This is a genomic window from Nioella sp., assembly GCF_964229645.1.
Taxonomy (GTDB): Bacteria; Pseudomonadota; Alphaproteobacteria; order Rhodobacterales; family Rhodobacteraceae; genus Nioella.
The window spans coordinates 1-25,665 of sequence record NZ_CAXREX010000033.1 but is presented as its reverse complement, the minus strand read 5'-3'; the positions used below and the strand labels follow the sequence as shown (position 1 = coordinate 25,665).

Genomic DNA, 25,665 nt, shown 5'->3' with positions numbered 1-25,665 from the left:
GATTCACCTTGCGAGTCTCGCGGTCTTCGGGGCAGGTCACGCTGTCGGTGCCCGATTTCGCCCGGGAAGACGACGCGCTCCGTTTTCTTGACACGCGGGCCGACTGGGTGCGCAGGCACCTGGCCGCCAGCCCGGAGCCCGTGAGGCCCAGGATTGGCGGGGTGATTCCCATCGAAGGCGAGGCGCGGCCCATCGTGGCCGGGCAGGGTCGCGCGGCCCGGCTGGTGGACGGTAGGGTCGAACTGCCCGAGGGCCAGGAAGGGCCACGACTGGCGGCGCTGCTCAAGCAGATGGCGCGGGACCGGCTGGCCGCGCGCTCTGCCCATCACGCGGACCGCCTTGGCCGCAGCTATGGCCGCCTCAGCCTGCGCGACACGCGCAGCCGGTGGGGCAGCTGTTCCTCGAAAGGGGACCTGATGTTTTCCTGGCGGCTGATCATGGCGCCGCCCGCCGTGCTGGATTACGTCGCCGCACACGAGGTGGCGCACCTTGTGGACATGAACCATTCCCCTCCCTTCTGGGCGGTCTGCGCCAAGCTCTGCCCCGACTACAAGCACCACCGCGCCTGGCTTCGCAGCGAGGGGGCCAGCCTGCTGGCCTGGCGCTTTGAGCGCTTGCCCTGATGGCGGGCATGTGATCGGGTGGCCCCATGCTTCTGAGCCAGCGTTCCCCCGAAGCGGCGACCTCTGCCGCCCATGACCGGATCTACCGCACGATCCGCAGCCGGATCATGCATGGCCAGATGATGCCCGGCGAGGCCCTGACCTTGCGGGGAATCGGCAAGGAGTTCGACGTGTCGATGACCCCCGCGCGCGAGGCGCTGCGGCGGCTGGTGAGCGAGGGGGCGTTGTCCTTGTCGTCGTCGGGGCGGGTGTCGACTCCGGAGCTGTCGAATGACCGGATCGAGGAGCTGGCGGCGATCCGGGCGCTGCTGGAGCCGGAACTGTCGGCGCGGGCCCTGCCGCGGGCGCATCCGGCGCTTATCGACCGGATGGAAGCGATCAACGCAACCGTCGCCGAAGCCGTCGCCCATCGGGACCCGGTGGCGTATATCCGCGCCAACCTGGACTTCCACAGAACCCTTTATTTGCGGGCGCAAGCGCCCGCGATGCTGGCCCTGGCCGAAACCGTCTGGTTGCAGCTCGGCCCCACCATGCGGGCGCTTTACGGGCGGCTTCGCCGCACCGATCCGCCGCGCCATCACAAGCTGATCATCGCGGCGCTGAAGGCGGGGGACGAGCCGGGATTGCGGCTGGCAGTGCGGGCCGATGTGACGCAAGGGCTGCGGCTGCTGGCAGGCTGAAAGAGGGGGGTGCCCCCCGTACACCCCCCGTGCACCCCCCATACACCCCCCGTGCAGACAAAACCGGGTTTCGCCGCGCCTTGCGCGTCGACCGGGGGCGGCCCTCGTCACCCCCCGGCTTGCGCCGGGGACCTCCTCGGGCCGCAGCCGCAAGGGGGTAAGCGGGGCCGCGCCGTGCCGGGCCGCAGGACGCGGGCCGAGGGGGCGGGATGCCTCCGGCGGGAGTATTTGGGCCAAGAAGAAGGGGCGGGTCAGGCGGCGGGGGCGATGCAGCTGTCGGGCAGCCAGCCCGTCCGTCCGTCTTCGGTGCGGCAGAGGGTCCAGCCGAGGCGTCGTGCGATCGGGGCGAGGCAATCGCCTTCGGCAATTGTCAGCTCGGCTGTGTCGAATGTTTCGGTGACCGTGTCGCCCGCGAGGATCGCGGCGGGGATCCAGCCGCCGAGGTCGGTTTCGTCCACCACCCATTTCCAGCCGGGGTGGTCTTCGTCGATCCGGCCGGGGGTGACCCGCTGGCCCGCGGTGACGGCGAGCGCGGGGGAGTAGGTTGCGCGCCAGGACCTGACGGCGCGCAACCGGGGATGATCAGGCGTGGATCGCGCCATCGCCACAGGCGAGCGCCGCTTCGCGCACCGCCTCGGAGAAGGTGGGGTGGGCGTGGCAGGTCAGCGCCACGTCCTGCGCCGAGGCGCCGAATTCCATTGCCACGCAGATTTCGTGGATCAGGTCACCTGCGCCGGGGCCGATGATGTGGCAGCCGAGGATGCGGTCGGTTTCCTTGTCGACGATCATCTTGACGAAGCCTTCGCCCTGGAACACGGCCTTGGCGCGGCCATTGCCCATGAAGGAGAACTCGCCAACCTTGTAGGCGCGGCCCGAGGCCTTGACCTCTTCCTCGGTCTGGCCGACGGCGGCCACTTCGGGGGCCGTGTAGATCACGCCGGGGATGACCGAGTAGTTCACGTGGCCATGCTTGCCCGCGATCTGTTCAGCCACGGCCATGCCCTCATCCTCGGCCTTGTGGGCCAGCATCGGGCCTTCGATCACGTCACCGATGGCGTAGATGCCGGGCACGCTGGTGGCCCAGTGGGCGTCGGTCTTGATCTGGCCGCGGGGGGTCACCTCGATCCCGAGCTTGTCGAGCCCGAGCCCCTCGGTATAGGGGCGGCGGCCGGTGGCCACGAGCACGACGTCGGCGTCGACCTGGTGCTCGCTGTCATCCTTGCGAAGCTTGTAGTTGACCTTGGCCTTGGTCTTGAGCGCCTCGACCGATTGCACGGCGGCGCCCATGACGAAGTTCAGACCCTGCTTCTTGAGGATGCGCTGGAAGGTCTTGGCGACCTTGCCGTCCATGCCGGGAGTGATCTGGTCGAGGAATTCGATCACCGTGACCTCGGCGCCGAGCCGGGCATAGACCGACCCCAGTTCCAGCCCGATCACGCCCGCGCCGATCACCACCATCTTCTTGGGCGTCTTGGACAGGGCCAGCGCACCGGTGGAGGTGACCACGACCTTTTCGTCCACCTCGACGCCGGGCAGGGTGGAGGGTTCGGACCCGGAGGCGATGACGATGTTCCTGGCTTCGTGCACCTCGTCGCCGACCTTGACCTTGCCGGCCTCGGGGATGGTGGCCCAGCCCTTGATCCAGTCGACCTTGTTCTTCTTGAACAGGAACTCGATGCCCTTGGTGTTCTGGCCGATCACGTCATCCTTGTAGGCCAGCATCTGCGGCCAGTCGACGGAGGGCGTCTTGCCCTTGAGGCCCATCTTGGCGAAGTTGTGCTCGGCTTCGTGCAGCTGGTGCGAGGCATGCAGCAGCGCCTTGGAGGGAATGCAGCCGACATTGAGGCAGGTGCCGCCGAGCGTGTCGCGGCCTTCGACGCAGGCGGTCTTCAGACCCAGTTGCGCGCAGCGGATGGCCGAGACGTAGCCGCCGGGGCCGCCGCCGATGATGATGACGTCATAGCTTGCCATTTTGGACCTCCTTGGTCGTCGTTCCGGGCGTGTTCATGGGGGGTATGCGGGGCCAAATCCCCTTGCGTCAACCGCTAATGAAAAATCACCCCAAAAAATGGGATGATTTTTTGCCTCCGTTTTGGGGAGCCCTCATTTTTGTGATCACAAAACGGGTTGAGGGGTCATTCCGCCGCATCGAGCAGGGCCGGATCCATCGGCGGCGCGGTCCATTCGGCGATTTTCTCGGGCGTGAGAATCCGGTCTCGCCGCTCGTAGAACCAGTGCAGGGCGGCCTGTTCGAGATGGTAGAGGATCAGGTCTTCGCGCAACTCTTCCAGTTCTTCCCGGATCTTGGGCAAAAGGCGGTGGATCGAGGCATCTTCCACCTCGTTGCGGTTGCAGCGCTGGTAGAAGATCGAGTCCTTGAAATACTTGCCCAGACCTTGGGTATTCGCCGCGCCGCGATCGTTCTTCATCAGGAAGGTGTCGTCCGATCGGATCGCGTAGTGATTGATCTGGGCGTTGTCCCAGGTCAGTTCCGCCCGGTCCATCTTGCGATGTCGTTCATGGGGCGGCTTGAAGAGCGAATCCGACGTGATCTGCACCCCGCGCGTGTTGTGATTGCGCACCTTGGGATGGGTCGGGTGTTTGGGCATGTGGATCGAGACGGCGGAGAACTTGCGCGCCTTGAACATGGCCTTGTGCAGGCAGGAATTCCATGCAGGCTCTGCCTTGGCCATGGTGAAATGCTCCGTCACCAGGCCGCCGGGCCATGTCTGATGCCCGGAATTGCCGAAGAGCCGCCAGGCGATGGCGATGCTTTCCGTGGGCGGCATGAGGTCGAGGAGATCGTCCACGTGGCCCTCGCCGCAGGTGACATTGAGAAACTCGTCGCTGTCGACATGCAGGCACCATTCGGCGAGCACGAGATCGTCGACATCCTCGCGCGCGATGCGGAGGCTTTCCATCTGCGGGCGGCCCGCGCCGCGCCAGTCATTGCGCAGGTGACGGACGTAGCCCATCTGCTCCAGCCTATCGAGCATCAGGTCAGTGCCGTCGGTGCAGTTGTTGGTGACGATGACGGCCTTGTCGAAACCGATCACGCGGTAATAGGCGATCCATTCCAGCAGGAACATGCCCTCGTTACGCATGCAGGACAGAACGACCTTGTCCCCGTGGCGGCTGGTCATGCGGCGGTTTCCTCCGTCTCGGTGGGAAGGGTCCATTCGGCGATGCGCTCGGGCGTCAGAACACGGGCGCGGCGGTTGTCCCACCACAGGTTGGACGCGCGTTCCAGCGTGGCCAGCAGGGGATCGGCGCGTAGCTCGGCCAGGCGGTCCTGAAGCTCGGGCAGGTGGCGCAGGATCGACCTGTCTTCGCGCCGGTTGGTGTTGTAGCGGCGGTGGAAGGTGGAGTTCAGGTAGCGCTTGGTGCCGCCCCGGTCGGCGCCATCGCCGCGGTCGTTCTTGAGCAGGAAGATATCCTGCGACTTGACCGTGTAGTGGTTCACGCAGGCGCCGTCCCAGGTGAGCTTTTCTCGATCCATTCCCCGGTGGCGTTCGTGCAGCATGTTGTAAAGCGCGGCGGGGTCGATCTCATCACCTTGGGCGTTGCACTGGCGCGCGTCGGGCCGGTAGGGATGCTTGGGCATGTGCACGGTGATGGCCTGGAACTTGCGGGGCTGGAACAGGGCCTTGTGAAAGGCGGTGGACCAGAAGGGTTTCTTGTCACAGGCGGTGAAGGCCTCGATCACGTTGCCGCCGGGCCAGGATTGGTGACCATTGTCGCCGAAGGGACGCCAAGCGATGGCGCAGGCATCGAAGCCCTGGGCCACCTCGATCAGGTCATCGAGCCGGTTCTGCCCGTGGATGATGTTGAGAAACTCGTCGCTGTCCACATGCAAGAGCCAATCGGCCTGCCCGACGATGTCGAGCTCTTCGCGCACGCGCGCGAGGCCATGGATCTGCGGGCTCTCGCGTCCGTAGTCGTTGTTGCGCAGGTGGGTGACATGGCCCAGTTCCTGCAGCCGGTCGAGCATCAGGTCGGTGCCATCCGCGCAGTCATTGGTGAGAACGACGATGTGATCGGCTCCGAGCAGGCGGTAATAGGCCACCCATTCGAGAAGGAAGATCCCCTCGTTCTTCATGCAGGACAGGACGGTGCGGGTTCCAAAGCGGCTGCTCATCGGCGGGCCCCCGGGGTTGACTGCTCACGATAGCGTTCTGGCGACGCGTTGCGCGAAAGTATGCCGCGTGGGTCAAGAAAGGGCAAATGAAAGCGCGGAAGAAAAATCTTCCAGAAGATTTTTCCGTCGGATCCGGGAAGAATTTTCCGGAAAATTCTTCCCGGGCCGGGGGGTCAGATGAGGGCGGCCAGCAGCATGAGCACGGTCGCGCCAAGCCCCACGGCCCATATGAGAGAACGCCAGGGCACCCAGGCAAAGGCATAGGCGGGCACGTAGAGAATGCGCGCGGCAAGGTAGACCCATGCGCAGGTGGTGGTGAGGGGGGAGGAGGCCCCGCCCAATGTCACCACCACCACGGCGATGGTGAAGAGGATGAGCCCCTCGAAATGATTGCTCATCGCCCGGTGCAGACGACCCGTGCGGGGGCTGACCTGGTCCATCAGCGGTTTTTGCAGGCGGTCCGGGTCGCGGGGGGAGAGCGTCTTGGCGGTGCCAAGCTCCCTGTTCGCGGGGATGGCCATGAGGGTGATCTGGATGACCTGCCAAAGGGCCGCGAGAGCGAGGACGGTGAGTTCGGGGGTCATCGGCAGAGCTTCCATAAGAAAACGGGCGGGGAATGTCCCCGCCCGTCTTATCTTGGGTGTAAACTGATTAAGTCCAGCCCCGGATCACAGATCCATCAGCAGGCGGCGCGGATCTTCCAGCGCTTCCTTGACGCGCACGAGGAAGGTCACGGCGCCTTTGCCGTCGACGATGCGGTGATCGTAGGAGAGCGCAAGGTACATCATCGGGCGGATCTTGATCTCGCCGTTGATGACCATGGGACGGTCCTGGATCTTGTGCATGCCGAGGATGCCCGACTGCGGGGGGTTCAGGATGGGCGAGGACATGAGCGAGCCATAGACGCCGCCGTTCGAGATGGTGAAGGTGCCGCCCTGCATTTCCGCCATGGAGAGCTTGCCGTCACGGGCGCGCTTGCCCTTTTCGGCGATGGCCTTCTCGATATCGGCAAAGCTCATCTGGTCGGCGTCGCGGATCACGGGGACCACCAGACCCTGCGGGGTGCCGGCGGCGACGCCCATATGAACGAAGTTCTTGTAGACGATGTCGGTGCCGTCGATCTCGGCATTGACCTCGGGCACCTCTTTCAGCGCGTGGCAGCAGGCCTTGGTGAAGAAGGACATGAAGCCAAGGCGCACGCCGTGCTTCTTCTCGAACTGGTCCTTGTACTGATTGCGCAGCGCCATGACCTCGGTCATGTCCACCTCGTTATAGGTGGTCAGGATCGCGGCGGTGTTCTGTGCGTCCTTCAGGCGGCGGGCGATGGTCTGGCGCAGGCGGGTCATCTTGACCCGTTCCTCGCGCGCGGCGTCATCGGCGCTGACCGGCGCGCGGGGCGCGGCAACCGGGGCCGGGGCGGCCGCGGCAGGGGCCGGGGCGACGACGGCCTTCAGCACGTCTTCCTTCATGATGCGGCCATCGCGGCCGGTGCCCTGAACCTGGCCCGCCGAGAGACCCTTTTCGGCCATCAGCTTTTCGGCCGAGGGGGCGTTCTTGACGTCGGCGGCAGCAGCAGCGGGGGCTGCGGCCGGGGCGGCTGCGGCGGCAGGGGCCGGCGCGGCCCCGGCAGCGGCGCCACCGATCACGGCCAGCTTGGCCGAGGCTTCGACGGTCGAGCCCTCGGGGGCGAGGATTTCCGACAGCACGCCAGCGGCGGGGGCGGGCACCTCGACCGACACCTTGTCGGTTTCCAGTTCGCACAGCATTTCGTCCTGCGCGACGGTGTCACCCACCTTCTTGAACCAGGTCGAGACGGTGGCCTCGGTCACGCTTTCGCCAAGCGTCGGGACCATCACGTCAACCGCGTCGCCCCCTGCGGCGGCGGGCGCTGCGGCGGCAGCCGGGGCTGCTGCTGCGGCTGGGGCCGGGGCGGCGGCATCGCCTGCATTGAGCGTGGCCAAAAGCGCATCGACACCCACGGTTTCCCCTTCCGCGGCGACGATCTCGGCCAGGGTGCCTGCTGCGGGCGAGGGCACTTCGACGGTCACCTTGTCGGTTTCCAGCTCGCACAGCATCTCGTCCACCGCGACGGCATCGCCGGGCTTCTTGAACCAGGTGGCCACCGTGGCCTCGGTCACACTTTCGCCCAGAGTGGGCACTCGGACTTCTACGGACATCTTATTTCCCCTCAATGGTGAGCGCGTCGTTCACGAGCGCGGCTTGCTGTGCTTTGTGCTGGCTGGCCAGGCCCGTGGCGGGCGAGGCAGAGGCAGCGCGGCCTGCGTAGACGGGCCGGGTATGCTTGGCCCCGATGCGGTTCAGGACCCATTCGATATTGGGTTCGATGAAGCTCCAGGCACCCTGGTTCTTGGGTTCTTCCTGGCACCACACCATTTCGGCCCCCTTGAAGCGTTCCAGTTCCTTCATCAGGCTGAGCGCCGGGAAGGGATAGAACTGTTCAAGCCGCATCAGGTAGACATCGTCGATGCCGCGGGCGTCGCGCTCTTCCAGCAGGTCGTAGTAGACCTTGCCCGAGCACATGACGACGCGCTTGATCTTGTCGTCGGCCACCAGCTGCGTGTCGGAGTTGCCATACTGGGCGTCGTCCCACAGCACGCGGTGGAAGCTCGACCCGGTGGTCATTTCCTCGGCCTTGGAGACCGCCATCTTGTGACGCAGCAGCGATTTCGGCGTCATCAGCACCAGCGGCTTGCGGTAGTCGCGGTGGATCTGGCGGCGCAGGATATGGAAATAGTTCGCAGGCGTCGTGCAGTTGGCGACGATCCAGTTGTCCTCGGCGCAAAGCTGAAGGAAGCGTTCCAGGCGGGCCGAGCTGTGTTCCGGGCCCTGTCCCTCGAAGCCGTGGGGCAGAAGCATCACCAGGCCCGACATGCGCAGCCACTTGCGTTCGCCCGAGCTGATGAACTGGTCGAACATGATCTGCGCGCCGTTTGCGAAGTCGCCGAACTGCGCTTCCCACATCACCAGGGCATTGGGTTCGGCCAGCGAGTAGCCGTATTCGAAACCGAGCACCGCGTATTCCGAGAGCATCGAGTCGATGACCTCGTATTGCGCCTGGCCCTCGCGGATGTGGTTCAGCGGGTAGTAGCGTTCCTCGGTTTCCTGGTCGATCAGGCCCGAATGGCGCTGCGAGAAGGTGCCGCGGGTGGCGTCCTGGCCGGCCAGGCGCACCGGGTAGCCTTCGGTCATCAGGCTGCCGAAAGCGAGCGCCTCGGCGGTGGCCCAATCGAAACCTTCGCCGGTGTCGAACATCTGCTTCTTGGTCTCCAGAAGGCGGCCCACGGTCTTGTGCAGGTTGAAGCCTTCGGGCGCCGTGCTGAGCGCGCGGCCGATTTCCTGAAGCGTCTCGGGCTTGATGGCGGTTTCACCGCGCTGGTATTCTTCGCCCTGCTTGTCCAGGTGAGACCAGCGCCCGTCCAGCCAGTCGGCCTTGTTGGGCTTGAATTCCTTGCCGGCCTCGAACTCTTCATTGAGATGCGCCTGGAAGGCGGCCTTCATGTCCTCGATCTCGCCTTCGGGGATCAGGCCGTCCTTGACCAGACGCTCGGTGTAGAGCTGAAGCGTGGTCTTATGGCCCTTGATCCGCTTGTACATGATCGGGTTGGTGAACATGGGCTCATCGCCCTCGTTATGCCCGAAGCGGCGGTAGCAGAAGATGTCGATGACGACGTCTTTCTGGAATTTCTGGCGGAACTCGGTGGCGACGCGGGCGGCGTGCACCACGGCCTCGGGATCGTCGCCGTTCACGTGGAAGATCGGCGCTTCCACCATCAGGGCGATATCCGTGGGATAGGGCGAGGAGCGCGAGAAATGCGGCGCGGTGGTGAAGCCGATCTGGTTGTTCACCACGATATGCATGGTGCCGCCGGTCTTGTGGCCGCGCAGGCCCGACAGGCCGAAGCCTTCGGCAACGACACCCTGGCCCGCGAAGGCCGCGTCCCCGTGCAGCAGCACGGGCAGAACGGCGGTGCGGTTCACATCGTTCAGCTGGTCCTGCTTGGCGCGGACCTTGCCCAGAACCACCGGGTTTACCGCTTCGAGGTGCGAGGGGTTCGCGGTCAGCGAGAGGTGCACCGAATTGCCGTCGAATTCGCGGTCGGAGGAGGCGCCGAGGTGATATTTCACGTCGCCCGAGCCATCCACGTCCTCGGGCTTGAAGCTGCCGCCCTGGAAGTCGTTGAAGATCGCGCGGTAGGGCTTGCCCATCACGTTGGCCAGAACCGACAGGCGGCCGCGGTGCGGCATGCCGATGACGATTTCCTTGAGGCCGAGCTGGCCGCCGCGCTTGATGACCTGCTCCATCGCCGGGATCAGCGCTTCGCCGCCATCAAGGCCGAACCGCTTGGTGCCCATGTATTTCACATGCAGGAATTTCTCGAAGCCCTCGGCCTCGACCAGCTTGTTCAGGATCGCCTTGCGGCCTTCGCGGGTGAACGCGATTTCCTTGCCGTAGCCTTCGATCCGCTCTTTCAGCCAGCCGGCTTCCTCGGGGTTCGAGATGTGCATGTATTGCAGCGCGAAGGTGCCGCAATAGGTGCGCTTCACGATGTCGATGATCTGGCGCATCGAGGCAAAGTCGAGCCCAAGCACCTTGTCGATGAAAATCGGGCGGTCCATGTCGGCCTCGGTGAAGCCGTAGGACTTGGGGTCCAGTTCCGGGTGCGGGGTCTGGTCACGCATCCCGAGCGGGTCGAGATCGGCCACCAGGTGGCCCCGGATCCGGTAGGCGCGGATGATCATGAGCGCGCGGATGGAATCGAGCACGGCCCGCTTGATGGCGTCTTCGGAAAGCTCGACGCCCTTCTCGGCGGCCTTGGCCTTGATCTTCTTCTCGGCACCCTTCGCCTCGTCGGCGGCCGGGGCCCATTCGCCGGTCAGCGCGGCGGTCAGGTCATCATTGGGGGTGGGCGGCCAGTCGCGGCGCATCCACGAGGGGCCCGCGGCCTCGGCCTTTACATCGGTTTCCGCGTCGCCAAGCGCCTGGAAGAACTCGACCCAGGCCGCGTCGACCGCGCTGGGGTCGTTGGCGTACTGGGCGTAGAGCTGTTCGAGATACTCCGCGTTGGCGCCTTGCATGAAGCTGGAGGCGTGGAAGAGATCGTTGGGGCTCTGATCGGTCATGATGTCACCTCTGCCGGGTTGGGACCGTTGGGATGGCCGTTTGAGGGCTTGAAGCAAGAGACGAGGCGCATCCAGTCATCTTCTCACCGTGGTCTTTCCTGTGCGTAAGGCGGGGACTGGCCCCGCCGCTGCGAATGGGGGCAGGGCAGGGATCATCCCCGCCCTGCCAGTCATGTCAGCCTTTGATCGCTTCCAGAACGGCCTCGCCGAGGGTCGCGGGGCTTTCGGCCACCACGATGCCAGCCGAGCGCATGGCTTCGATCTTGTCCTCGGCGCCGCCCTTGCCACCGGCGACGATGGCACCGGCATGGCCCATGCGGCGGCCCGGAGGCGCCGTGCGGCCGGCGATGAAGCCCGCGACCGGCTTGGAGCGGCCCTTCTTGGCTTCGTCCTTGAGGAACTGGGCGGCTTCTTCTTCGGCCGAGCCACCGATTTCACCGATCATGATGATCGACTCGGTTTCGTCATCGGCCAGGAACCATTCCAGCACGTCGATATGCTCGGTGCCCTTGATCGGGTCGCCGCCGATGCCAACGCAGGTGGACTGGCCGAGGCCCACGTCCGAGGTCTGCTTCACGGCTTCGTAGGTGAGCGTGCCCGAACGGGACACGACGCCAACCGAACCGCGGCGGTGGATATGGCCGGGCATGATGCCGATCTTGCAGGCGTCCGGGGTGATGATGCCGGGGCAGTTGGGGCCGATCAGGCGCGAGGAGGAGCCTTCCAGCGCCCGCTTGACGCGCATCATGTCGAGCACCGGGATGCCTTCGGTGATGCAGACGATCAGTTCCATTTCGGCGTCGATCGCTTCGAGGATCGAGTCGGCCGCGAAGGGGGGCGGCACGTAGATCACCGAAGCGTTCGCTTCGGTCACGTGCTTGGCTTCGTGGACCGAGTTGAACACGGGCAGGTCCAGATGGGTCTGGCCACCTTTGCCCGGGGTCACGCCGCCAACCATCTTGGTGCCGTATGCGATGGCCTGTTCAGAGTGGAAAGTGCCTTGGCTGCCGGTAAAACCCTGGCAGATCACCTTGGTGTTTTCGTCGACGAGGACTGCCATCGTGGCGAACTCCTTATGGTTATACTGTCCGCGCGGGGGCGGCATTGGTGTTGTGTGGCGTCACCCCCGGCACGAGACCGGAATGACGGAGCTGAACGGGCCGCCTTGCTGCCGACCCTGATGTTGTGTGCCGCGGCAGGACTGCCGGCAGCGCCGTGGGCGTAGATGAACAGGCGAAGGCAGCCATGCGCCTCAGCCCTCTTTCAGCCCGAAGAGCACATCCTGCTTCCACCGCTTGACGATGCGATGGTGCGGCAGGTTGGCCGCGATCTGGTCCAGGCCCCACTGGCCTTCGTACATCTCTCGGTTGTCGTACTCGGTATAGAAGTAGCGGGTCTTGGCCAGCGTCTCGGCCGCGCCACGGATCAGGTCCTTCTCGGCCCCCTGCACATCGGCCCAGAGGAAGTCGATCCGGTCGATCCCTGTCTCGGCTGCCCAGCTGTCGAGCGTCCGGATCGGCACGTCGATCGTGTTCTCGAACTTGATATGCGGGTGGCGTTCGAGATGCTGCTTGGGCGCGCGGATCGACCCGGACAGGTCCCATCCGGTGCCGGGGCCGTCCTGCACCTCGCCATCGCTTTGATGGAAGGTGATGGTCCCGTTCTCGTTTCCGATGGCCGTTTCCACCAGCGTCACATGCTTTGCCGTGACGGTGGCTTTCCAACGCGCGATGGCGCGGGGATCGGGCTCGAAAGAAAAGATGCGACCGCGCGGGAAGGTTTCGGCAAAACGCTGGGAGTCGGACCCGTCATTGGCCCCGATCTCCAGGATCACGGCATCGTCGCGGCCAACCAGCCCCTTGATCTCGTCAAAGGACATGCGGCCGGAATGAATGCCGAAGGCACGTCTGAGCAGATTGACTACCATGCGAACGCCTTTCCCTGGAGCCAGCGCCGGGCCGCGGGTGCAGCCCGGCCGTGCCGTCCCTTAGCCCTTCACCGCTTTCACGATCTTCTGCGCGCCGTCCTTGAGGTCGTCGGCAGCGATCACGTTGAGGCCGGAGGTGTTGATGATCTCCTTGCCCTTCTCGACGTTGGTGCCTTCGAGACGCACCACCAGCGGAACCTGGAGCCCGACCTCCTTGACTGCGGCCACCACGCCTTCGGCGATGATGTCACAGCGCATGATGCCGCCGAAGATGTTCACCAGGATGCCCTTCACCTGCGGGTCGGAGGTGATGATCTTGAAGGCTTCGGTCACCTTTTCCTTGGTCGCGCCGCCACCCACGTCGAGGAAGTTGGCCGGTTCCGCGCCGTAGAGCTTGATGATGTCCATCGTCGCCATGGCCAGGCCCGCGCCGTTGACCATGCAGCCGATTTCCCCATCGAGCGCGATGTAGTTCAGGTCGAACTTGGAGGCCTGGAGTTCCTTGGGGTCTTCCTCGGTCTCGTCGCGCAGGTTGGCGATGTCGGGGTGACGGTAGACCGCGTTGCCGTCGAAGCCGAGCTTGGCGTCGAGCAACTTGAGGTTGCCGTCGTTCATGACGATCAGCGGGTTGATTTCCAGCATCTCCATGTCCTTCTCGACGAAGGCACGGTAGAGGTTGCCCAGCAGGGCCACGCACTGCTTGACCTGGCCGCCTTCCAGCCCGAGGGCGAAGGCAACGCGGCGGCCGTGATAGGGCATGTAGCCGGTGGCCGGGTCGATGGCGAAGCTCAGGATCTTTTCGGGCGTGCTGGCGGCCACTTCCTCGATGTCCATGCCGCCTTCGGTCGAGGCGACGATCGAGATGCGGCTGGTGCCACGGTCCACCAGGAAGGCGAGGTACAATTCACGCGAAATGTCCGAGCCGTCCTCGATGTAGATGCGGTTGACCTGCTTGCCGGCGGGGCCGGTCTGGTGCGTGACCAGGGTCTTGCCCAGCATCTTCTTGGCTTCCTCGGCGGCTTCCGCGACCGATTTGGCGAGGCGGACACCGCCCTTTTCGCCGGCTTCGGCTTCCTTGAAGCTGCCCTTGCCGCGGCCACCTGCGTGGATCTGCGCCTTCACCACCCAGAGCGGGCCGTCGAGCTCACCAGCGGCGGTTTTCGCATCTTCTGCCTTCAGGACCACTCGGCCATCGCTGACCGGGGCACCGTATTCGCGAAGCAATGCCTTCGCCTGGTATTCATGAATGTTCATGAAACTGTCCCGTGTTGCTGTTGGTCGGGATCGTATAAGCACAAGTTCTGCGTGCAAAGAAACGCCATTGTGCCGCATCCGCAGGCTTTCGGCGAAAAAACCGCTTTTTGTGATCACAGTCTGAAAAAGTGTGATCACAAAATAGCTTTCCCTTGTTCTCAAGGGGCTGGCACGGGCGAATCACTCGGGCAGGGGCCGAGGGTGACCCAAGGGCAGGTCATGAACGGCAAAAGGCAGCCCGAAGGCTGCCTTTCGTCTAACGTGTATCGAGTCTGGCTCAGGCCAGGCTGGGATCGATGCCCTTGCAGGCGTCGACGAGGCCTTTGACGGCGTCGACCGACTTGGTGAACATGGCCTGCTCTTCCTTGGAGAGCTTGATGTCCACGATCTTCTCGATGCCGTTCGCGCCGATGATGGTGGGCACGCCCACATACATCCCGTCGAGGCCGAACTCACCATCGCAGTAGGCCGCACAAGGCAGCAGGCGCTTCTGGTCCTTGAGATAGGCTTCGGCCATTTCGATCGCCGAGGTGGCGGGGGCGTAATAGGCCGAACCGGTCTTGAGCAGGCCCACGATCTCGGCGCCGCCATCACGGGTGCGCTGCACGATCGCGTCGAGCTTCTCCTGCGTGGTCCAGCCCATGTCCACGAGGTCGGGCAGCGGGATGCCGCCAACGGTGGAGTAGCGCACCGACGGCACCATCGTGTCGCCATGGCCACCCAGAACGAAGGCGGTCACGTCGCGCATGGACACGCCGAATTCGACGGCCAGGAAGTGGCGGAAGCGGGCAGAGTCGAGCACGCCAGCCATGCCCACCACCTTGTTGTGCGGCAGGCCCGAGAATTCGCGCAGGGCCCAGACCATCGCGTCGAGCGGGTTGGTAATGCAGATCACGAAGGCGTTGGGAGCGTTGGCAGCGATGCCTTCACCCACGGATTTCATGACCTTGAGGTTGATGCCCAGAAGGTCGTCGCGGCTCATGCCCGGCTTGCGCGGCACGCCAGCGGTCACGATAATCACGTCTGCGCCGGCAATGTCGGCGTAGTCGTTGGTGCCCTTCATGTCGGCGTCGAAGCCTTCCGAGGGGCCGGATTCGGCGATGTCGAGTGCCTTGCCCTGCGGGATACCTTCGGCAATGTCGAACATGACGACGTCACCGAGTTCCTTGATGGCTGCGAGATGGGCGAGAGTGCCGCCGATCTGGCCTGCGCCGATGAGGGCAATCTTGGGTCTGGCCATGAGAATTCGTCTCCGAGCTCAGTTGAAGTTGGCCCGTGGGGTAGCGATAGCGAGAGAGTCGCGCAAGCCCGTTGCGGCGCGGCGGAAAGCCCCATTTGCGGAAAATTCGCAGGTGCAGCGAGATAACCTTATGAAATCAGGCAAAAAACGCCGTATGACCCTGCGTCACTATTGTATGCCGATGTATGCGAAAACCTGTCTCCGGAGGCATGGCGCGGCGGAAAACGCCTGAAATAGCGGCGATCGGACGGGGTTACATCGCCTCTCCGGCGGGATCCTGCGCGAGGTCTTCCCAATAGAGGCCGGATGCAACGAGGCAGGTCGTGCCGTCGGGGGCAGTGACGGTGATGGTCCAGCTGCCGGTCTCGGAGGATGCGAAAACCTCGATGATCCGGTTGTTCGGCCCCAGGCCCCAGCTGCGCGCGGTTTCACCGAAGCGGTCGGTTAGGGTGCCGACGATCCTGTCGCGCGTTCCGCAGATCGTGCGGGCTGTCTGGGCGTCCGCCCAACTGGGAAGGAAAGCAAGGGCGCACAGCCCGGTCAGGAGAGATTTCATCATGCTCGGCCTTTCGATGCGGCGGCGGAAAGGCCCGGGGACGAGGCCCGGGACTGACCCGACGCCTCGTTGAGGGAAAGCCGCCCGTTTGTGGACGACCGTCCTTAGCCTGCCTGCAAAGCCTCAAGATCGGGTTAACGGGCTGGCGATGTGTGGAATCGGCCGCGCAACAAAGTTTCGCTACGATGCGGCATAAAGCAACTTGCATTCGCAGCATTCTTTGTGTTTGGTGCCGCCGATCTTGCCCGAAAGGACGGTTTTCATGACCCAGACCGCACGCCCCTTCCGTTCCGTTCTCTATATTCCCGGCTCGAAGGAGCGGGCGCTGGAGAAGGCAAAGACCCTGCCCGTGGACGCGATCATCTTTGATCTGGAAGATGCCGTCGCTGTGGAGGAAAAGGTAAACGCGCGCGCCACGTTGGCGGCGGCGCTGGCTGCCGGGGGGTATGGCAACCGGATGCGGATCGTCCGGATTAACGGGCTTGATACCCAGTGGGGCACCGACGATGCGCAGGCAGTGGCCGCGATGGATTGCGACGCCGTGCTGCTGCCCAAGGTGGAAAGCGCGGCCCAGGTGCAGGCGCTGGCCACGCTGGTGGGCGACAAGCCGATCTGGGCGATGATGGAAACCCCGCGCGGCATGATCAACGCACCCCAGATCGCGGCCCATCCGCAGATGCAGGGCTTCGTCATGGGCACCAATGACCTCGCGAAAGAACTCAACACCCGGTTCCGCGCAGACCGTCTGCCGATGATGCCGGGCCTTGGGCTGTGCCTGCTGGCCGCCAAGGCAGAGGGCATCGTGATCGTCGATGGGGTCTACAACGCCTTCAAGGATGATGAGGGCCTGCGTGCCGAGTGCGAGCAGGGCCGTGACATGGGCTTTGACGGCAAGACGCTGATCCATCCCGCGCAGGTCGATATCGCCAATGCCGCCTTCGCCCCCTCCGAGGCCGAGGTCGACCTGGCGCGCCGCCAGATTGCCGCTTTCGAGGAGGCCGAAGCCAGCGGGCAGGGCGTGGCCGTCGTGGATGGAAAGATCGTCGAGAACTTGCATGTGGCCACCGCCAAGGCCACCTTGGCCAAAGCGGAAGCCATCGCCGCCCTTCAGGCTGGCTGACGCACGCGTTATCGCCAGCCAGCGGGAGAGACCCACATGTACCTTGTCCTCATGATCGTCGGGGTGGCCCTTTGGGCCGTGGCCCATCTGTTTAAACGTATCGCGCCCGATGCGCGCGCCAGTATGGGCGACGGGGGCAAGGGGGCGGTGGCCCTGGTGCTGCTGGTCAGCATCATCCTGATGGTCATCGGTTTTCGCGGCGCCGATGTCGGGCAGGTCTGGTATCCGCCGGTCTGGGCGACGCATCTCAATAACCTGCTGGTGCTGATCGCGATCTTCATGATGAGCCCCGCGCCGCGGAAGGGCAAATTGCTCAATTCCATGCGCCACCCGATGCTGACGGGCTTCGGGCTCTGGGCGCTGGCGCATCTGCTGGTCAATGGCGACCTTGCGTCGGTGATCCTGTTCTGCGGCCTGCTTCTGTGGGCCGTGGCCGAGGTCGTCGCGATCAACCGGGCCGAGCCACGCTGGCAGCCCAGCGAATTCGGAACCTACGCCAAGGACGGCATGTTCCTTGTCGCCTCGATCGTGCTGATGGGCGTGATCGGCTACATCCATTCCTGGCTGGGCTACTGGCCCTTCGGCTAGCCCCGAGACGAGAGAGACCCCGCATATGGCAAAGACCAACCCCGGCAATTTCTTCGAGGACTACACGCTCGGACAGCGGATCGAACACGCGGTGCCGCGCACCGTGTCGGGGGGGGAGCGGGCGCTTTACCATGCGCTTTACCCTGCGCGCCACGCGCTGCATTCCTCGGATGAATTCGCGCGGGCCTGCGGGCTGCCGGGCGCACCGCTGGATGACCTTGCGGCCTTCCACGTGGTCTTTGGCAAGACGGTGCCGGACGTGTCGCTGAATGCCGTTGCCAACCTTGGCTATGCCGAGGGACGCTTCCGCAAACCGGTCTATCCCGGCGATACGCTGCGGTCGGTCTCCGAAGTGATCGGGCTCAAGCAGAACTCGAACGGCAAGTCGGGCGTGGTCTATGTCCGTACCGAGGGACTGAACCAGCGGGACGAGGTCGTGCTGGACTACGTGCGCTGGGTGATGGTGCGTAAGCGCGACCTCGACGCTGCGGCCCCCGAAACGGTGATCCCCGCGCTTTCCAAGGTTGTCCCTGCCGCCAGCCTCGTGATCCCGGCGGGGCTCGATTTCACCAACTACGATTTCACCCTGGCGGGCGAGCCGCATCGCTGGAGCGACTACCGGGTGGGCGAGATCATCGACCACGTGGATGGTGTCACCATCGAGGAAGCCGAGCACATGATGGCGACGCGGCTTTGGCAAAACACCGCCAAGGTGCATTTCGACGCTACCTTCCGCCCCGACGGTCAGCGGCTGATCTATGGCGGGCATGTGATCTCGATGGCCCGCGCGCTCAGCTTCAACGGGCTGGCCAATGCCCAGGTGATCGCGGGCATCAACGCGGGCGCCCATGCCAACCCCTGTTTCGCGGGCGACACTGTGAAAGCCTGGACCGAGGTGCTGGACAAGGCCGAGACCGCCGCGCCCGGCGTGGGGGCTCTGCGGCTGCGGCTGGTGGCCACCAAGGGGGGCGTTGCGGGCGATCTGCGCGGCGAGGACGGGAAATACCTGCCCGACGTGCTGCTCGACCTGGATTACTGGGCCTTGATGCCGACCTGATCGGCGATTTCCCGAACGGCATCTGTATTGCCGTGGTGAGGGCATTGTGCGCGGAGGGTGCGCAATGCCCGGATCGGCGGGTGCGAATGTGGCCGGAATAAGGAATTTCCCCGCAAATCCCGTGGGTTCCCGGCGATTTGGCCAATAAGATTGTTTCTTGCCGCTACGGGAAATGGCCCCCATTCGCCTTTGACCCGCGAAACTATTTCGTTAACCTGTCCAAAAGGATAGGTTCGCGAAAGGCGGGACATGTATTCGGTATCTTTGGCTCTGTATTACCTGGCAGCGCTTGGCTGCATCTTCATGGCGGCGCGCTACCTTTTCGGGTCCCTGCCCACCAATTATCACAAGGACATGGTCCAGAAGGCGGGCATCGAGATGCCCGAGATCTTCGAAACCATCCTGATGGCGCATGGCCGCGCGCTTGGGGCGGCGCTGCTGGCGTCGGGCGTGTCGATCTACCTCTTCGCGGACATGATCGAGCTCGACTCCAATTTCATCGTTCGGCTGCGCCCGGTTCTTGTCGGCCTGATCATCGGCATGCCGATCACCGTCTATACCAAGCGGCTCGAAGAGCAGACGGGCGTTCAGACGCCCTGGCGGGTCTCCGTTGTTTTGCTGGCGGTTCTGATGGCGGGATTCGGTTTTTCCTTTATGTGATCACACACGGAAATTATGTGATCACAAATCGGGCGTCTGCGGCGATTAGACCCAAGATTCTGCAGTTTTTACCCCCCCTTTCAGCTTCTGGACAGGTGACTCCTTGAAAAAACCCGCTATGGATGTGGGATAACAAGCATTCACCGCTCAAGAACCTGAAAGGGTGTTCGCCATGGCTGACGTGAACCGGGGTAACCGTCCCCTGTCTCCCTTCATGATCGGACCGTACTACCGTCCGCAGCTCAACTCGATTACCTCGATCGTGAACCGGATCGCCGGTATCGCGCTTCTCGGTGGGGCCATGCTGGTGGTCTGGTGGCTGATGGCTGCCGCGACTTCCGAGGCCTATTTCAACATGGTCGATGGCCTGCTGACCTCGATCCTGGGGGATCTGGTCATGACGCTCTCGGTCCTGGCGCTGTGGTATCACGCGCTGGCGGGTGTCCGGCACCTGGTGTGGGACCTGGGCTACGGGCTCGATCCGGCCGATGCCGACAAGATGGGCTGGGGCATGATCATCGGTGCGCCCGCGCTCACCTTCCTGACCATCATCTCGATCTGAGGAGTCCGTTCCATGGCACTCATGACTGACCGCAAACGCGTGATTGGCCTCGGGTCCGCCAAGTCGGGCACCGATCACTTCTGGAAGACGACCGTCACCTCGGTGGCGCTGCTCGTCATCGTTCCGATGTTCCTTTTCAGCTTCGGCCCCCTCCTGGGCGAGCCCTACGCCGAGGTTCAGGCCGCGCTGGCGCGTCCGTTCCCGGCGGTGTCTGCCGCGCTGATGCTGATCGTCGGCTTCTACCACTTCCGCCTGGGCATCCAGATGGTGATCGAGGACTACGTCCACGGGCTGGCCCGCAAGATTTCCATCATCGCCGTTGCCTGCCTCAGCTACGGGCTGATGGCGCTTGGCCTCGTTTCGCTCGCCCAGATCGCGCTCTGATCCAGGGACAGGAGATCAAAGAATATGACCGCGTCCTACGAACTCAATCATCACACCTATGACGTCGTGGTTGTCGGCGCTGGCGGCTCTGGCCTGCGTGCAACCCTCGGCATGGCCGAGCAGGGGCTCAAGACCGCCTGTATCTCGAAGGTGTTCCCGACCCGCAGCCACACCGTGGCCGCCCAGGGCGGCATTGCCGCTTCGCTGTCCAACATGGGGCCTGACCACTGGCAGTGGCACATGTATGACACCGTGAAGGGCTCTGACTGGCTCGGCGATACCGACGCGATGGAATATCTCGCCCGCGAAGCGCCCAAGGCGGTGTATGAACTGGAACATTACGGCGTGCCCTTCTCCCGCACCGAAGAGGGCAAGATCTACCAACGCCCCTTCGGCGGCCATACCACCGAATTCGGTGAAGGCCCCCCGGTGCAGCGCACCTGTGCCGCCGCAGACCGCACCGGCCACGCCATCCTGCACACGCTCTATGGCCAGTCGCTGAAGCATAACGCGGAATTCTACATCGAGTATTTCGCGACCGACCTGATCATGTCCGAAGACGGGCAGTGCCAGGGCGTCGTGGCCTGGAAGCTCGACGATGGCACCTTGCATGTCTTCAACGCCAAGATGGTGGTGCTGGCGACCGGCGGCTATGGCCGCGCCTATTTCTCGGCCACCTCGGCCCACACCTGCACCGGCGACGGTGGCGGCATGGTGGCCCGCGCGGGCCTACCGCTTCAGGACATGGAATTCGTGCAGTTCCATCCCACCGGCATCTACGGCTCGGGCTGCCTGATCACCGAGGGTGCCCGCGGCGAAGGCGGCTACCTGACCAACTCCGAAGGCGAGCGCTTCATGGAACGCTACGCGCCGACCTACAAGGATCTCGCCTCGCGCGATGTGGTCAGCCGCTGCATGACCATGGAAATCCGCGAGGGCCGGGGCGTGGGCAAGGATGGCGATCACATCCACCTGCACCTCAACCACCTGCCGCCGGAAACCCTGGCCGAACGTCTGCCGGGCATTTCCGAAAGCGCGCGCATCTTCGCAGGTGTGGACCTGACCAAGGAACCGATCCCGGTTCTGCCCACCGTGCATTACAACATGGGCGGCATCCCGACGAACTACTGGGGCGAAGTGCTCGACCCCACGTCGAAGGATCCCGATGCCGTGGTGCCGGGCCTCATGGCCGTGGGCGAAGCAGGCTGTGCCTCGGTGCACGGGGCGAACCGTCTCGGCTCCAACTCGCTTATCGACCTCGTGGTGTTCGGTCGTGCTGCCGCGATCCGTGCTGGTCAGGTCGTCGATGCCGAGGCGTCGAACCCGGCGCTGAACCAGGCGTCGGTCGACAAGGCGCTCGGCCGCTTCGACGGGCTGCGCTATGCCAACGGCGCTGTGCCGACTGCCGAGTTGCGCCTTGAGATGCAGAAGACCATGCAGGCTGACGCCGCTGTCTTCCGCACCGACAAGACGCTGGCCGAAGGCGTCGAGAAGATGACCGCCGTTGCCGCCAAGATGGACGACCTGCAAGTGACCGACCGGTCGCTGGTCTGGAACTCCGACCTCATGGAAACGCTGGAACTGACCAACCTGATGCCCAATGCCCTGGCCACCATCGTGGGGGCCGAGGCGCGCAAGGAATCCCGCGGGGCGCATGCCCACGAGGATTACCCCGATCGCGACGACAAGAAATGGCGCGTCCACACGATCAGCCGCGTCGAGGGCAACAAGGTCGATCTCAGCTATCGCCCGGTGCACCTCGATCCGCTGACCACGGCGGACGAAGGCGGCATCGACCTGAAGAAAATCGCGCCCAAGGCGCGGGTCTACTAAGGAGACGAGGACATGGTTCAGTTTACCCTCCCCCGTAACTCCACCATCATCACTGGCAAGACCTGGCCCAAGCCGGAAGGCGCCACCAATGTCCGCAAGTTCCAGATCTACCGCTGGAACCCGGATGACGGGAAAAACCCGCAGGTCGACACCTATTTCGTCGACATGGACACCTGCGGGCCGATGGTTCTGGATGCACTCATCAAGATCAAGAACGAGATCGACCCGACGCTGACCTTCCGGCGTTCCTGCCGCGAAGGCATCTGCGGTTCTTGCGCGATGAATATCGACGGGATCAACACGCTGGCCTGCATCTACGGCATGGACGAAATCAAGGGCGACGTGAAGATCTACCCGCTGCCGCACATGCCGGTGGTCAAGGACCTGATCCCCGACCTGACGCATTTCTACGCGCAGCACGCGTCGATCATGCCCTGGCTGGAAACCAAGACGCAGCGCCCCGAAAAGGAATGGCGCCAGTCGATCGAGGATCGCAAGAAGCTCGACGGTCTTTATGAATGCGTGATGTGTGCCAGCTGCTCCACCTCCTGCCCCAGCTACTGGTGGAACGGCGACCGCTACCTCGGCCCCGCCGCGCTGCTCCATGCCTATCGCTGGCTGATCGACAGCCGCGACGAGGCCACCGGCGAGCGTCTGGATGAGCTGGAAGATCCCTTCAAGCTCTACCGCTGCCACACGATCATGAACTGCGCCAAGACCTGCCCCAAGGGCCTCAACCCGGCCAAGGCGATCGCGTCGATCAAGAAAATGATGGTCGAGCGCCAGCTCTGAGAGCGGTTCAGCGTCAAGACAAAGCCCCCCGGTGCGTGATGCCCCGGGGGGCTTTCTTTTGTGCGTTCCCTGTTTTCCCATGGGCGTCGCGTAAAAGCTGATATGCTGGATGCCGTTCCACTTTCAGGCGAGTCCTTTCCCATGACCCAATCCATTTCCGTCCTCGTCGGCACCACCAAGGGGGCCTTTCTTGTCTCTGGCGACACATCGCGCGCCGACTGGCAGGTATCCGGCCCCCATTGCGGCGGCTGGCCGATCAATCACATGCTTGGCGATCCCGATACAGGCACGATCTGGGCCGGAGGCGGTGGCGACTGGCATGGGGCGGGTGTCTGGCGGTCCGAGGACGGCGGCGCCACGTGGGAGCTTGCCAAGCTATCGTCGGGCCAGATGGATGAATGGGCCGCCAATGACGCCGATTTCGCGGCCATGATCGGCTGGACCGACACGCCACCCCCCTTCGGCAAGGATCTCCATTCGGTCTGGTCGCTGCACCAGGCCCACGGGGTGCTTTACGCCGGCGTGAAACCCGGCACGCTTCTGGAAAGCCGTGACGGCGGGCGCACATGGGCACGCAACGAAGGCTTCGCCAACCACGAAAGCCGCGACAGTTGGGGGCCGGGTGCGGCGGGGCTCACGCTCCATACCATCGTCTCAGACCCGTCCGACCCGTCGAAGCTGTGGCTGGCCATGTCTGCCGCAGGCGTCTTTGCCAGCGAGGATGGCGGGCAAAGCTGGGACCGCCGGAACCGGCTGTCGAACGCGGAAGGCTGCGCCCATCACGACCATCCCGCCGCGCCGCGCGACGGGCAGACGGGGCTTTGCGTGCACAACATGGCCCGCGCCTCGGATGGCACGCTTTACCAGCAGAACCATCACGGCGTCTTTCGCAGCCGCGACGGGGGCCGGTCCTGGGATGACATCACCGAGGGCCTGCCCTCCACCTTCGGCTTTCCCATCGCGGTCAACCCGCATGACCCGGCGATGATCTGGACGGTGCCCCTCAACGGTGACATGCAGGGCCGCTTCCCGCCCGATGCCGCCGCCGCTGTCTGGCGGTCCTCCGACGCGGGCGAAAGCTGGCAGGCGATGCGCGCGGGCCTGCCGCAAACGGCCTGTTTCTTCACCGTTCTGCGCCAATCCATGTCGACCGACAGCTGCGACAGTGCGGGGGTCTATTTCGGCACCAATACCGGGTCGGTCTTCGCCAGCTTCGACGCGGGCGGAACCTGGTCCGAGATCGCCCGCCACCTGCCCACCGTCCTGGGGCTGGAGGTGCTGCATCGCGCCTGACGCAAGGGCGGGTTTGGCGAAGCCCCTGTCACGGGCTAGGCTGACCGGGTGGGAGGAGATGGCATGGACGCGGATGTGATCGTCGTAGGCGCGGGGCTGGCCGGGATGGTGGCCGCTTTTCACGCGGCGGTGCGCGGACGCAAGGTGCTGCTTCTCGACCAGGAAGGGCCGCAGTCGCTTGGCGGGCAGGCCTGGTGGAGCCTGGGTGGACTCTTCATGGTGAACACGCCCGAACAGCGCCGCCTTGGTCTGAAGGACAGCCGCGCCCTGGCCCTGTCCGACTGGATGGGCTCGGCGCAGTTCGACCGCGACCAGGACGAAATCCCGCGCCAATGGGCCGAAGCCTACCTGGATTTCGCCGCCGGGCCGATGCGCGCCTACCTGCATGGGCTGGGGATGCGCTGGTTTCCCGTGGTGGGTTGGGCCGAGCGCGGCGGTGCGCTGGCGGGCGGGCACGGCAATTCCATCCCCCGCTTTCACATCACCTGGGGCACCGGGACAGGCGTGGTCCGGCCCTTCGCGGACCGGGTGCGCGCGCATGGCAACATCACGCTTGGATTTCGCCACCGGGTGAGCGGGCTGGTGATCGAGGGCGACGAGGTAAAGGGCGTGCACGGGGTGATCCTGGCCCCCGACGATGCCCCAAGGGGCGCGTCGACCAGCCGCGAAGCGGTGGAGGATTTCACGCTGCGCGCCGGGGCAGTGGTGCTGACCACGGGCGGCATTGGCGGCAATCATGACATGGTGCGCGACTACTGGCCCCGCGACCGCCTTGGCATGCCGCCAGGGCAGATGGTGTCGGGCGTGCCGGACTACGTGGACGGGCAAATGCAGCTGGTGGCCGAGCGCGCCGGCGCGTCGGTCATCAATACCGATCGCATGTGGCACTATTGCGAAGGGCTTCGAAACTGGGACCCGATCTGGCCCAACCACGGCATCCGAATCCTGCCGGGGCCGTCCTCGCTGTGGTTCGATGCCGATGGCAACCGGCTGGAGCCGCCCTTCTTCCCCGGCTTCGACACGCTCGGCACGCTGAAGCGCATCCTTGCGACCGGCCACAGCCACAGCTGGTTCATCCTGACCCAGAAGATCATCGAGAAGGAGTTCGCCCTCTCGGGATCCGAACAGAACCCCGACCTGACCTCGGGCCGCTGGTCCGCTGTGCTGAAGGAACGACTCGGCAAGGGGGCGACGGCGGCGGTGGAAGCCTTCAAGGAAAAGGGCGCGGATTTCGTCGTCGCCCCCGATCTGCGCCAGCTTGTCGAGGGCATGAACCGGATCAATCCGGGCCCGGAACTGCGGTTTGATCATATCAAGGCGCAGATCGAGGCGCGTGACGGGCAGGTTTTGAACAAGGTTGCCAAGGACGCGCAGGTGACTGCGATCCGGGCCGCGCGGGCCTATCTGGGTGACAAGCTCATCCGCACGGCGAAACCTCACCCTATCCTCGACCCGAAGGCCGGGCCTCTCATCGGTGTTCGTCTCAATGTTCTGACACGCAAGTCGCTCGGCGGCATTCACACCGACCTGCAAGGTCGGGTGCTGCGCTCGGACGGGCAGGTCTTTCCCGGCCTTTACGCCGCCGGCGAGGTCGCCGGTTTCGGAGGAGGCGGCTACCACGGCTACAACGCGCTGGAAGGCACTTTCCTGGGGGGGTGCATCTTTTCGGGCAAGGTGGTGGGCGAGGCGCTGTAGGCCACCGGGATTTCGCCGCCTTCGGCGTCGACCCGCGCGGCCCTTGCGGGCCGCGACAGGGGGCTCTGCCCCCGTCGCCTGCGGCGACTCCCCCGAGGTATTTCAGACCAAGATGAAAGGG

24 protein-coding genes are annotated in these 25,665 nt (G+C 64.5%); 12 read left to right on the top strand and 12 right to left on the bottom strand.

Features of this window, described 5'->3' with window-relative positions; genetic code table 11:
* Positions 1-623, top strand: a 623-nt coding sequence (locus ACEQXV_RS02540) for a M48 family metallopeptidase (RefSeq protein WP_370267747.1), incomplete at its 5' end; no start/stop codon positions are given.
* 26 nt (positions 624-649) lie between these two features.
* On the top strand, positions 650-1,303 hold the full coding sequence (locus tag ACEQXV_RS02535; RefSeq protein WP_370267746.1) for a GntR family transcriptional regulator: 654 nt from the start codon (positions 650-652) through the stop codon (positions 1,301-1,303).
* 251 nt (positions 1,304-1,554) lie between these two features.
* Here ACEQXV_RS02535 and ACEQXV_RS02530 read toward each other — a convergent pair whose 3' ends face one another.
* The 12 genes from ACEQXV_RS02530 to ACEQXV_RS02475 all read right to left on the bottom strand — a co-directional run bounded on the left by ACEQXV_RS02530 (position 1,555) and on the right by ACEQXV_RS02475 (position 15,563).
* Entirely contained in the window at positions 1,555-1,875 is a 321-nt protein-coding gene (locus tag ACEQXV_RS02530; RefSeq protein WP_370267745.1) for an SH3 domain-containing protein, read from the bottom strand.
* A gap of 10 nt (positions 1,876-1,885) precedes the next feature.
* Complete coding sequence (gene lpdA, locus ACEQXV_RS02525) at positions 1,886-3,274, bottom strand: dihydrolipoyl dehydrogenase (protein WP_370267743.1); 1,389 nt, start codon at positions 3,272-3,274, stop codon at positions 1,886-1,888.
* A gap of 164 nt (positions 3,275-3,438) precedes the next feature.
* Positions 3,439-4,446 (bottom strand): glycosyltransferase family 2 protein, encoded by a 1,008-nt coding sequence (locus ACEQXV_RS02520; protein WP_370267742.1) that lies wholly within the window; start codon positions 4,444-4,446, stop codon positions 3,439-3,441.
* Positions 4,443-5,441: a glycosyltransferase family 2 protein gene (locus ACEQXV_RS02515; RefSeq protein WP_370267741.1), complete on the bottom strand. Its 999-nt coding sequence runs from the start codon at positions 5,439-5,441 to the stop codon at positions 4,443-4,445. Before ACEQXV_RS02515 ends, ACEQXV_RS02520 begins: the two co-directional genes overlap by 4 nt.
* A 173-nt stretch (positions 5,442-5,614) precedes the next feature.
* Positions 5,615-6,025 (bottom strand): MAPEG family protein, encoded by a 411-nt coding sequence (locus ACEQXV_RS02510; RefSeq protein ID WP_370267739.1) that lies wholly within the window; start codon positions 6,023-6,025, stop codon positions 5,615-5,617.
* 84 nt (positions 6,026-6,109) lie between these two features.
* Complete coding sequence (odhB, locus tag ACEQXV_RS02505) at positions 6,110-7,618, bottom strand: 2-oxoglutarate dehydrogenase complex dihydrolipoyllysine-residue succinyltransferase (protein ID WP_370267738.1); 1,509 nt, start codon at positions 7,616-7,618, stop codon at positions 6,110-6,112.
* Between the two features lies 1 nt (position 7,619).
* Positions 7,620-10,583, bottom strand: coding sequence for a 2-oxoglutarate dehydrogenase E1 component (locus ACEQXV_RS02500; protein ID WP_370267737.1), 2,964 nt, complete (start codon positions 10,581-10,583; stop codon positions 7,620-7,622).
* Between the two features lie 175 nt (positions 10,584-10,758).
* Entirely contained in the window at positions 10,759-11,643 is an 885-nt protein-coding gene (sucD, locus tag ACEQXV_RS02495) for a succinate--CoA ligase subunit alpha (RefSeq protein WP_370267735.1), read from the bottom strand.
* 192 nt (positions 11,644-11,835) lie between these two features.
* The gene (locus tag ACEQXV_RS02490) at positions 11,836-12,510 is read right to left on the bottom strand and encodes an FkbM family methyltransferase (protein ID WP_370255482.1); all 675 of its coding nucleotides are present in this window, start codon (positions 12,508-12,510) and stop codon (positions 11,836-11,838) included.
* A gap of 60 nt (positions 12,511-12,570) precedes the next feature.
* A complete protein-coding gene (gene sucC / locus ACEQXV_RS02485; RefSeq protein WP_370267734.1) occupies positions 12,571-13,764 on the bottom strand; it encodes an ADP-forming succinate--CoA ligase subunit beta in 1,194 nt (397 codons plus the stop codon).
* Between the two features lie 277 nt (positions 13,765-14,041).
* Entirely contained in the window at positions 14,042-15,004 is a 963-nt protein-coding gene (mdh, locus tag ACEQXV_RS02480; protein WP_370255480.1) for a malate dehydrogenase, read from the bottom strand.
* Positions 15,005-15,257: 253 nt separating this feature from the next.
* Positions 15,258-15,563 carry a hypothetical protein gene (locus tag ACEQXV_RS02475; protein WP_372525102.1) on the bottom strand — a complete coding sequence of 102 codons (306 nt, stop codon included), beginning with the start codon at positions 15,561-15,563 and terminating at the stop codon, positions 15,258-15,260.
* A 259-nt stretch (positions 15,564-15,822) separates the two neighbouring features.
* On the opposite strand from ACEQXV_RS02475, the gene ACEQXV_RS02470 reads away from it, so the two are divergent.
* The 10 genes from ACEQXV_RS02470 (at position 15,823) to ACEQXV_RS02425 (ending at position 25,544) form a co-directional block, all read left to right on the top strand.
* Positions 15,823-16,680 carry a CoA ester lyase gene (locus ACEQXV_RS02470; RefSeq protein WP_370267733.1) on the top strand — a complete coding sequence of 286 codons (858 nt, stop codon included), beginning with the start codon at positions 15,823-15,825 and terminating at the stop codon, positions 16,678-16,680.
* Between the two features lie 36 nt (positions 16,681-16,716).
* Complete coding sequence (locus ACEQXV_RS02465) at positions 16,717-17,268, top strand: NnrU family protein (RefSeq protein WP_370267731.1); 552 nt, start codon at positions 16,717-16,719, stop codon at positions 17,266-17,268.
* Positions 17,269-17,293: 25 nt separating this feature from the next.
* Positions 17,294-18,325 (top strand): MaoC family dehydratase, encoded by a 1,032-nt coding sequence (locus tag ACEQXV_RS02460; protein WP_370267730.1) that lies wholly within the window; start codon positions 17,294-17,296, stop codon positions 18,323-18,325.
* 249 nt (positions 18,326-18,574) lie between these two features.
* A complete protein-coding gene (locus ACEQXV_RS02455) occupies positions 18,575-18,985 on the top strand; it encodes a hypothetical protein (RefSeq protein WP_370267729.1) in 411 nt (136 codons plus the stop codon).
* 172 nt (positions 18,986-19,157) lie between these two features.
* The gene (gene sdhC, locus ACEQXV_RS02450; protein ID WP_370253594.1) at positions 19,158-19,547 is read left to right on the top strand and encodes a succinate dehydrogenase, cytochrome b556 subunit; all 390 of its coding nucleotides are present in this window, start codon (positions 19,158-19,160) and stop codon (positions 19,545-19,547) included.
* 12 nt (positions 19,548-19,559) lie between these two features.
* Positions 19,560-19,931: a succinate dehydrogenase, hydrophobic membrane anchor protein gene (gene sdhD / locus ACEQXV_RS02445; RefSeq protein WP_370253592.1), complete on the top strand. Its 372-nt coding sequence runs from the start codon at positions 19,560-19,562 to the stop codon at positions 19,929-19,931.
* Between the two features lie 24 nt (positions 19,932-19,955).
* Positions 19,956-21,764, top strand: coding sequence for a succinate dehydrogenase flavoprotein subunit (gene sdhA, locus ACEQXV_RS02440; protein WP_370267727.1), 1,809 nt, complete (start codon positions 19,956-19,958; stop codon positions 21,762-21,764).
* A gap of 12 nt (positions 21,765-21,776) precedes the next feature.
* Entirely contained in the window at positions 21,777-22,556 is a 780-nt protein-coding gene (locus ACEQXV_RS02435) for a succinate dehydrogenase iron-sulfur subunit (RefSeq protein WP_370267726.1), read from the top strand.
* Between the two features lie 141 nt (positions 22,557-22,697).
* Positions 22,698-23,849 (top strand): exo-alpha-sialidase, encoded by a 1,152-nt coding sequence (locus ACEQXV_RS02430; RefSeq protein WP_370251267.1) that lies wholly within the window; start codon positions 22,698-22,700, stop codon positions 23,847-23,849.
* 63 nt (positions 23,850-23,912) lie between these two features.
* A complete protein-coding gene (locus ACEQXV_RS02425; protein ID WP_370267725.1) occupies positions 23,913-25,544 on the top strand; it encodes an FAD-binding dehydrogenase in 1,632 nt (543 codons plus the stop codon).
* Positions 25,545-25,665: the final 121 nt, after the last annotated feature.

Excerpts from the sequence above, each read along its gene's own strand:
- sdhA (WP_370267727.1), top strand. The coding sequence starts at position 19,956 with ATGACCGCGTCCTACGAACTCAATCATCACACCTATGACGTCGTGGTT.
- odhB (WP_370267738.1), bottom strand. The coding sequence starts at position 7,618 with ATGTCCGTAGAAGTCCGAGTGCCCACTCTGGGCGAAAGTGTGACCGAG.
- ACEQXV_RS02535 (WP_370267746.1), top strand. The coding sequence starts at position 650 with ATGCTTCTGAGCCAGCGTTCCCCCGAAGCGGCGACCTCTGCCGCCCAT.
- ACEQXV_RS02455 (WP_370267729.1), top strand. The coding sequence starts at position 18,575 with ATGTATTCGGTATCTTTGGCTCTGTATTACCTGGCAGCGCTTGGCTGC.
- mdh (WP_370255480.1), bottom strand. The coding sequence starts at position 15,004 with ATGGCCAGACCCAAGATTGCCCTCATCGGCGCAGGCCAGATCGGCGGC.
- ACEQXV_RS02430 (WP_370251267.1), top strand. The coding sequence starts at position 22,698 with ATGACCCAATCCATTTCCGTCCTCGTCGGCACCACCAAGGGGGCCTTT.
- sucC (WP_370267734.1), bottom strand. The coding sequence starts at position 13,764 with ATGAACATTCATGAATACCAGGCGAAGGCATTGCTTCGCGAATACGGT.
- ACEQXV_RS02460 (WP_370267730.1), top strand. The coding sequence starts at position 17,294 with ATGGCAAAGACCAACCCCGGCAATTTCTTCGAGGACTACACGCTCGGA.
- ACEQXV_RS02500 (WP_370267737.1), bottom strand. The coding sequence starts at position 10,583 with ATGACCGATCAGAGCCCCAACGATCTCTTCCACGCCTCCAGCTTCATG.
- sucD (WP_370267735.1), bottom strand. The coding sequence starts at position 11,643 with ATGGCAGTCCTCGTCGACGAAAACACCAAGGTGATCTGCCAGGGTTTT.
- ACEQXV_RS02490 (WP_370255482.1), bottom strand. The coding sequence starts at position 12,510 with ATGGTAGTCAATCTGCTCAGACGTGCCTTCGGCATTCATTCCGGCCGC.
- ACEQXV_RS02465 (WP_370267731.1), top strand. The coding sequence starts at position 16,717 with ATGTACCTTGTCCTCATGATCGTCGGGGTGGCCCTTTGGGCCGTGGCC.
- sdhD (WP_370253592.1), top strand. The coding sequence starts at position 19,560 with ATGGCACTCATGACTGACCGCAAACGCGTGATTGGCCTCGGGTCCGCC.
- ACEQXV_RS02510 (WP_370267739.1), bottom strand. The coding sequence starts at position 6,025 with ATGACCCCCGAACTCACCGTCCTCGCTCTCGCGGCCCTTTGGCAGGTC.
- ACEQXV_RS02520 (WP_370267742.1), bottom strand. The coding sequence starts at position 4,446 with ATGACCAGCCGCCACGGGGACAAGGTCGTTCTGTCCTGCATGCGTAAC.
- ACEQXV_RS02515 (WP_370267741.1), bottom strand. The coding sequence starts at position 5,441 with ATGAGCAGCCGCTTTGGAACCCGCACCGTCCTGTCCTGCATGAAGAAC.
- ACEQXV_RS02470 (WP_370267733.1), top strand. The coding sequence starts at position 15,823 with ATGACCCAGACCGCACGCCCCTTCCGTTCCGTTCTCTATATTCCCGGC.
- ACEQXV_RS02435 (WP_370267726.1), top strand. The coding sequence starts at position 21,777 with ATGGTTCAGTTTACCCTCCCCCGTAACTCCACCATCATCACTGGCAAG.
- ACEQXV_RS02425 (WP_370267725.1), top strand. The coding sequence starts at position 23,913 with ATGGACGCGGATGTGATCGTCGTAGGCGCGGGGCTGGCCGGGATGGTG.
- lpdA (WP_370267743.1), bottom strand. The coding sequence starts at position 3,274 with ATGGCAAGCTATGACGTCATCATCATCGGCGGCGGCCCCGGCGGCTAC.
- sdhC (WP_370253594.1), top strand. The coding sequence starts at position 19,158 with ATGGCTGACGTGAACCGGGGTAACCGTCCCCTGTCTCCCTTCATGATC.
- ACEQXV_RS02475 (WP_372525102.1), bottom strand. The coding sequence starts at position 15,563 with ATGATGAAATCTCTCCTGACCGGGCTGTGCGCCCTTGCTTTCCTTCCC.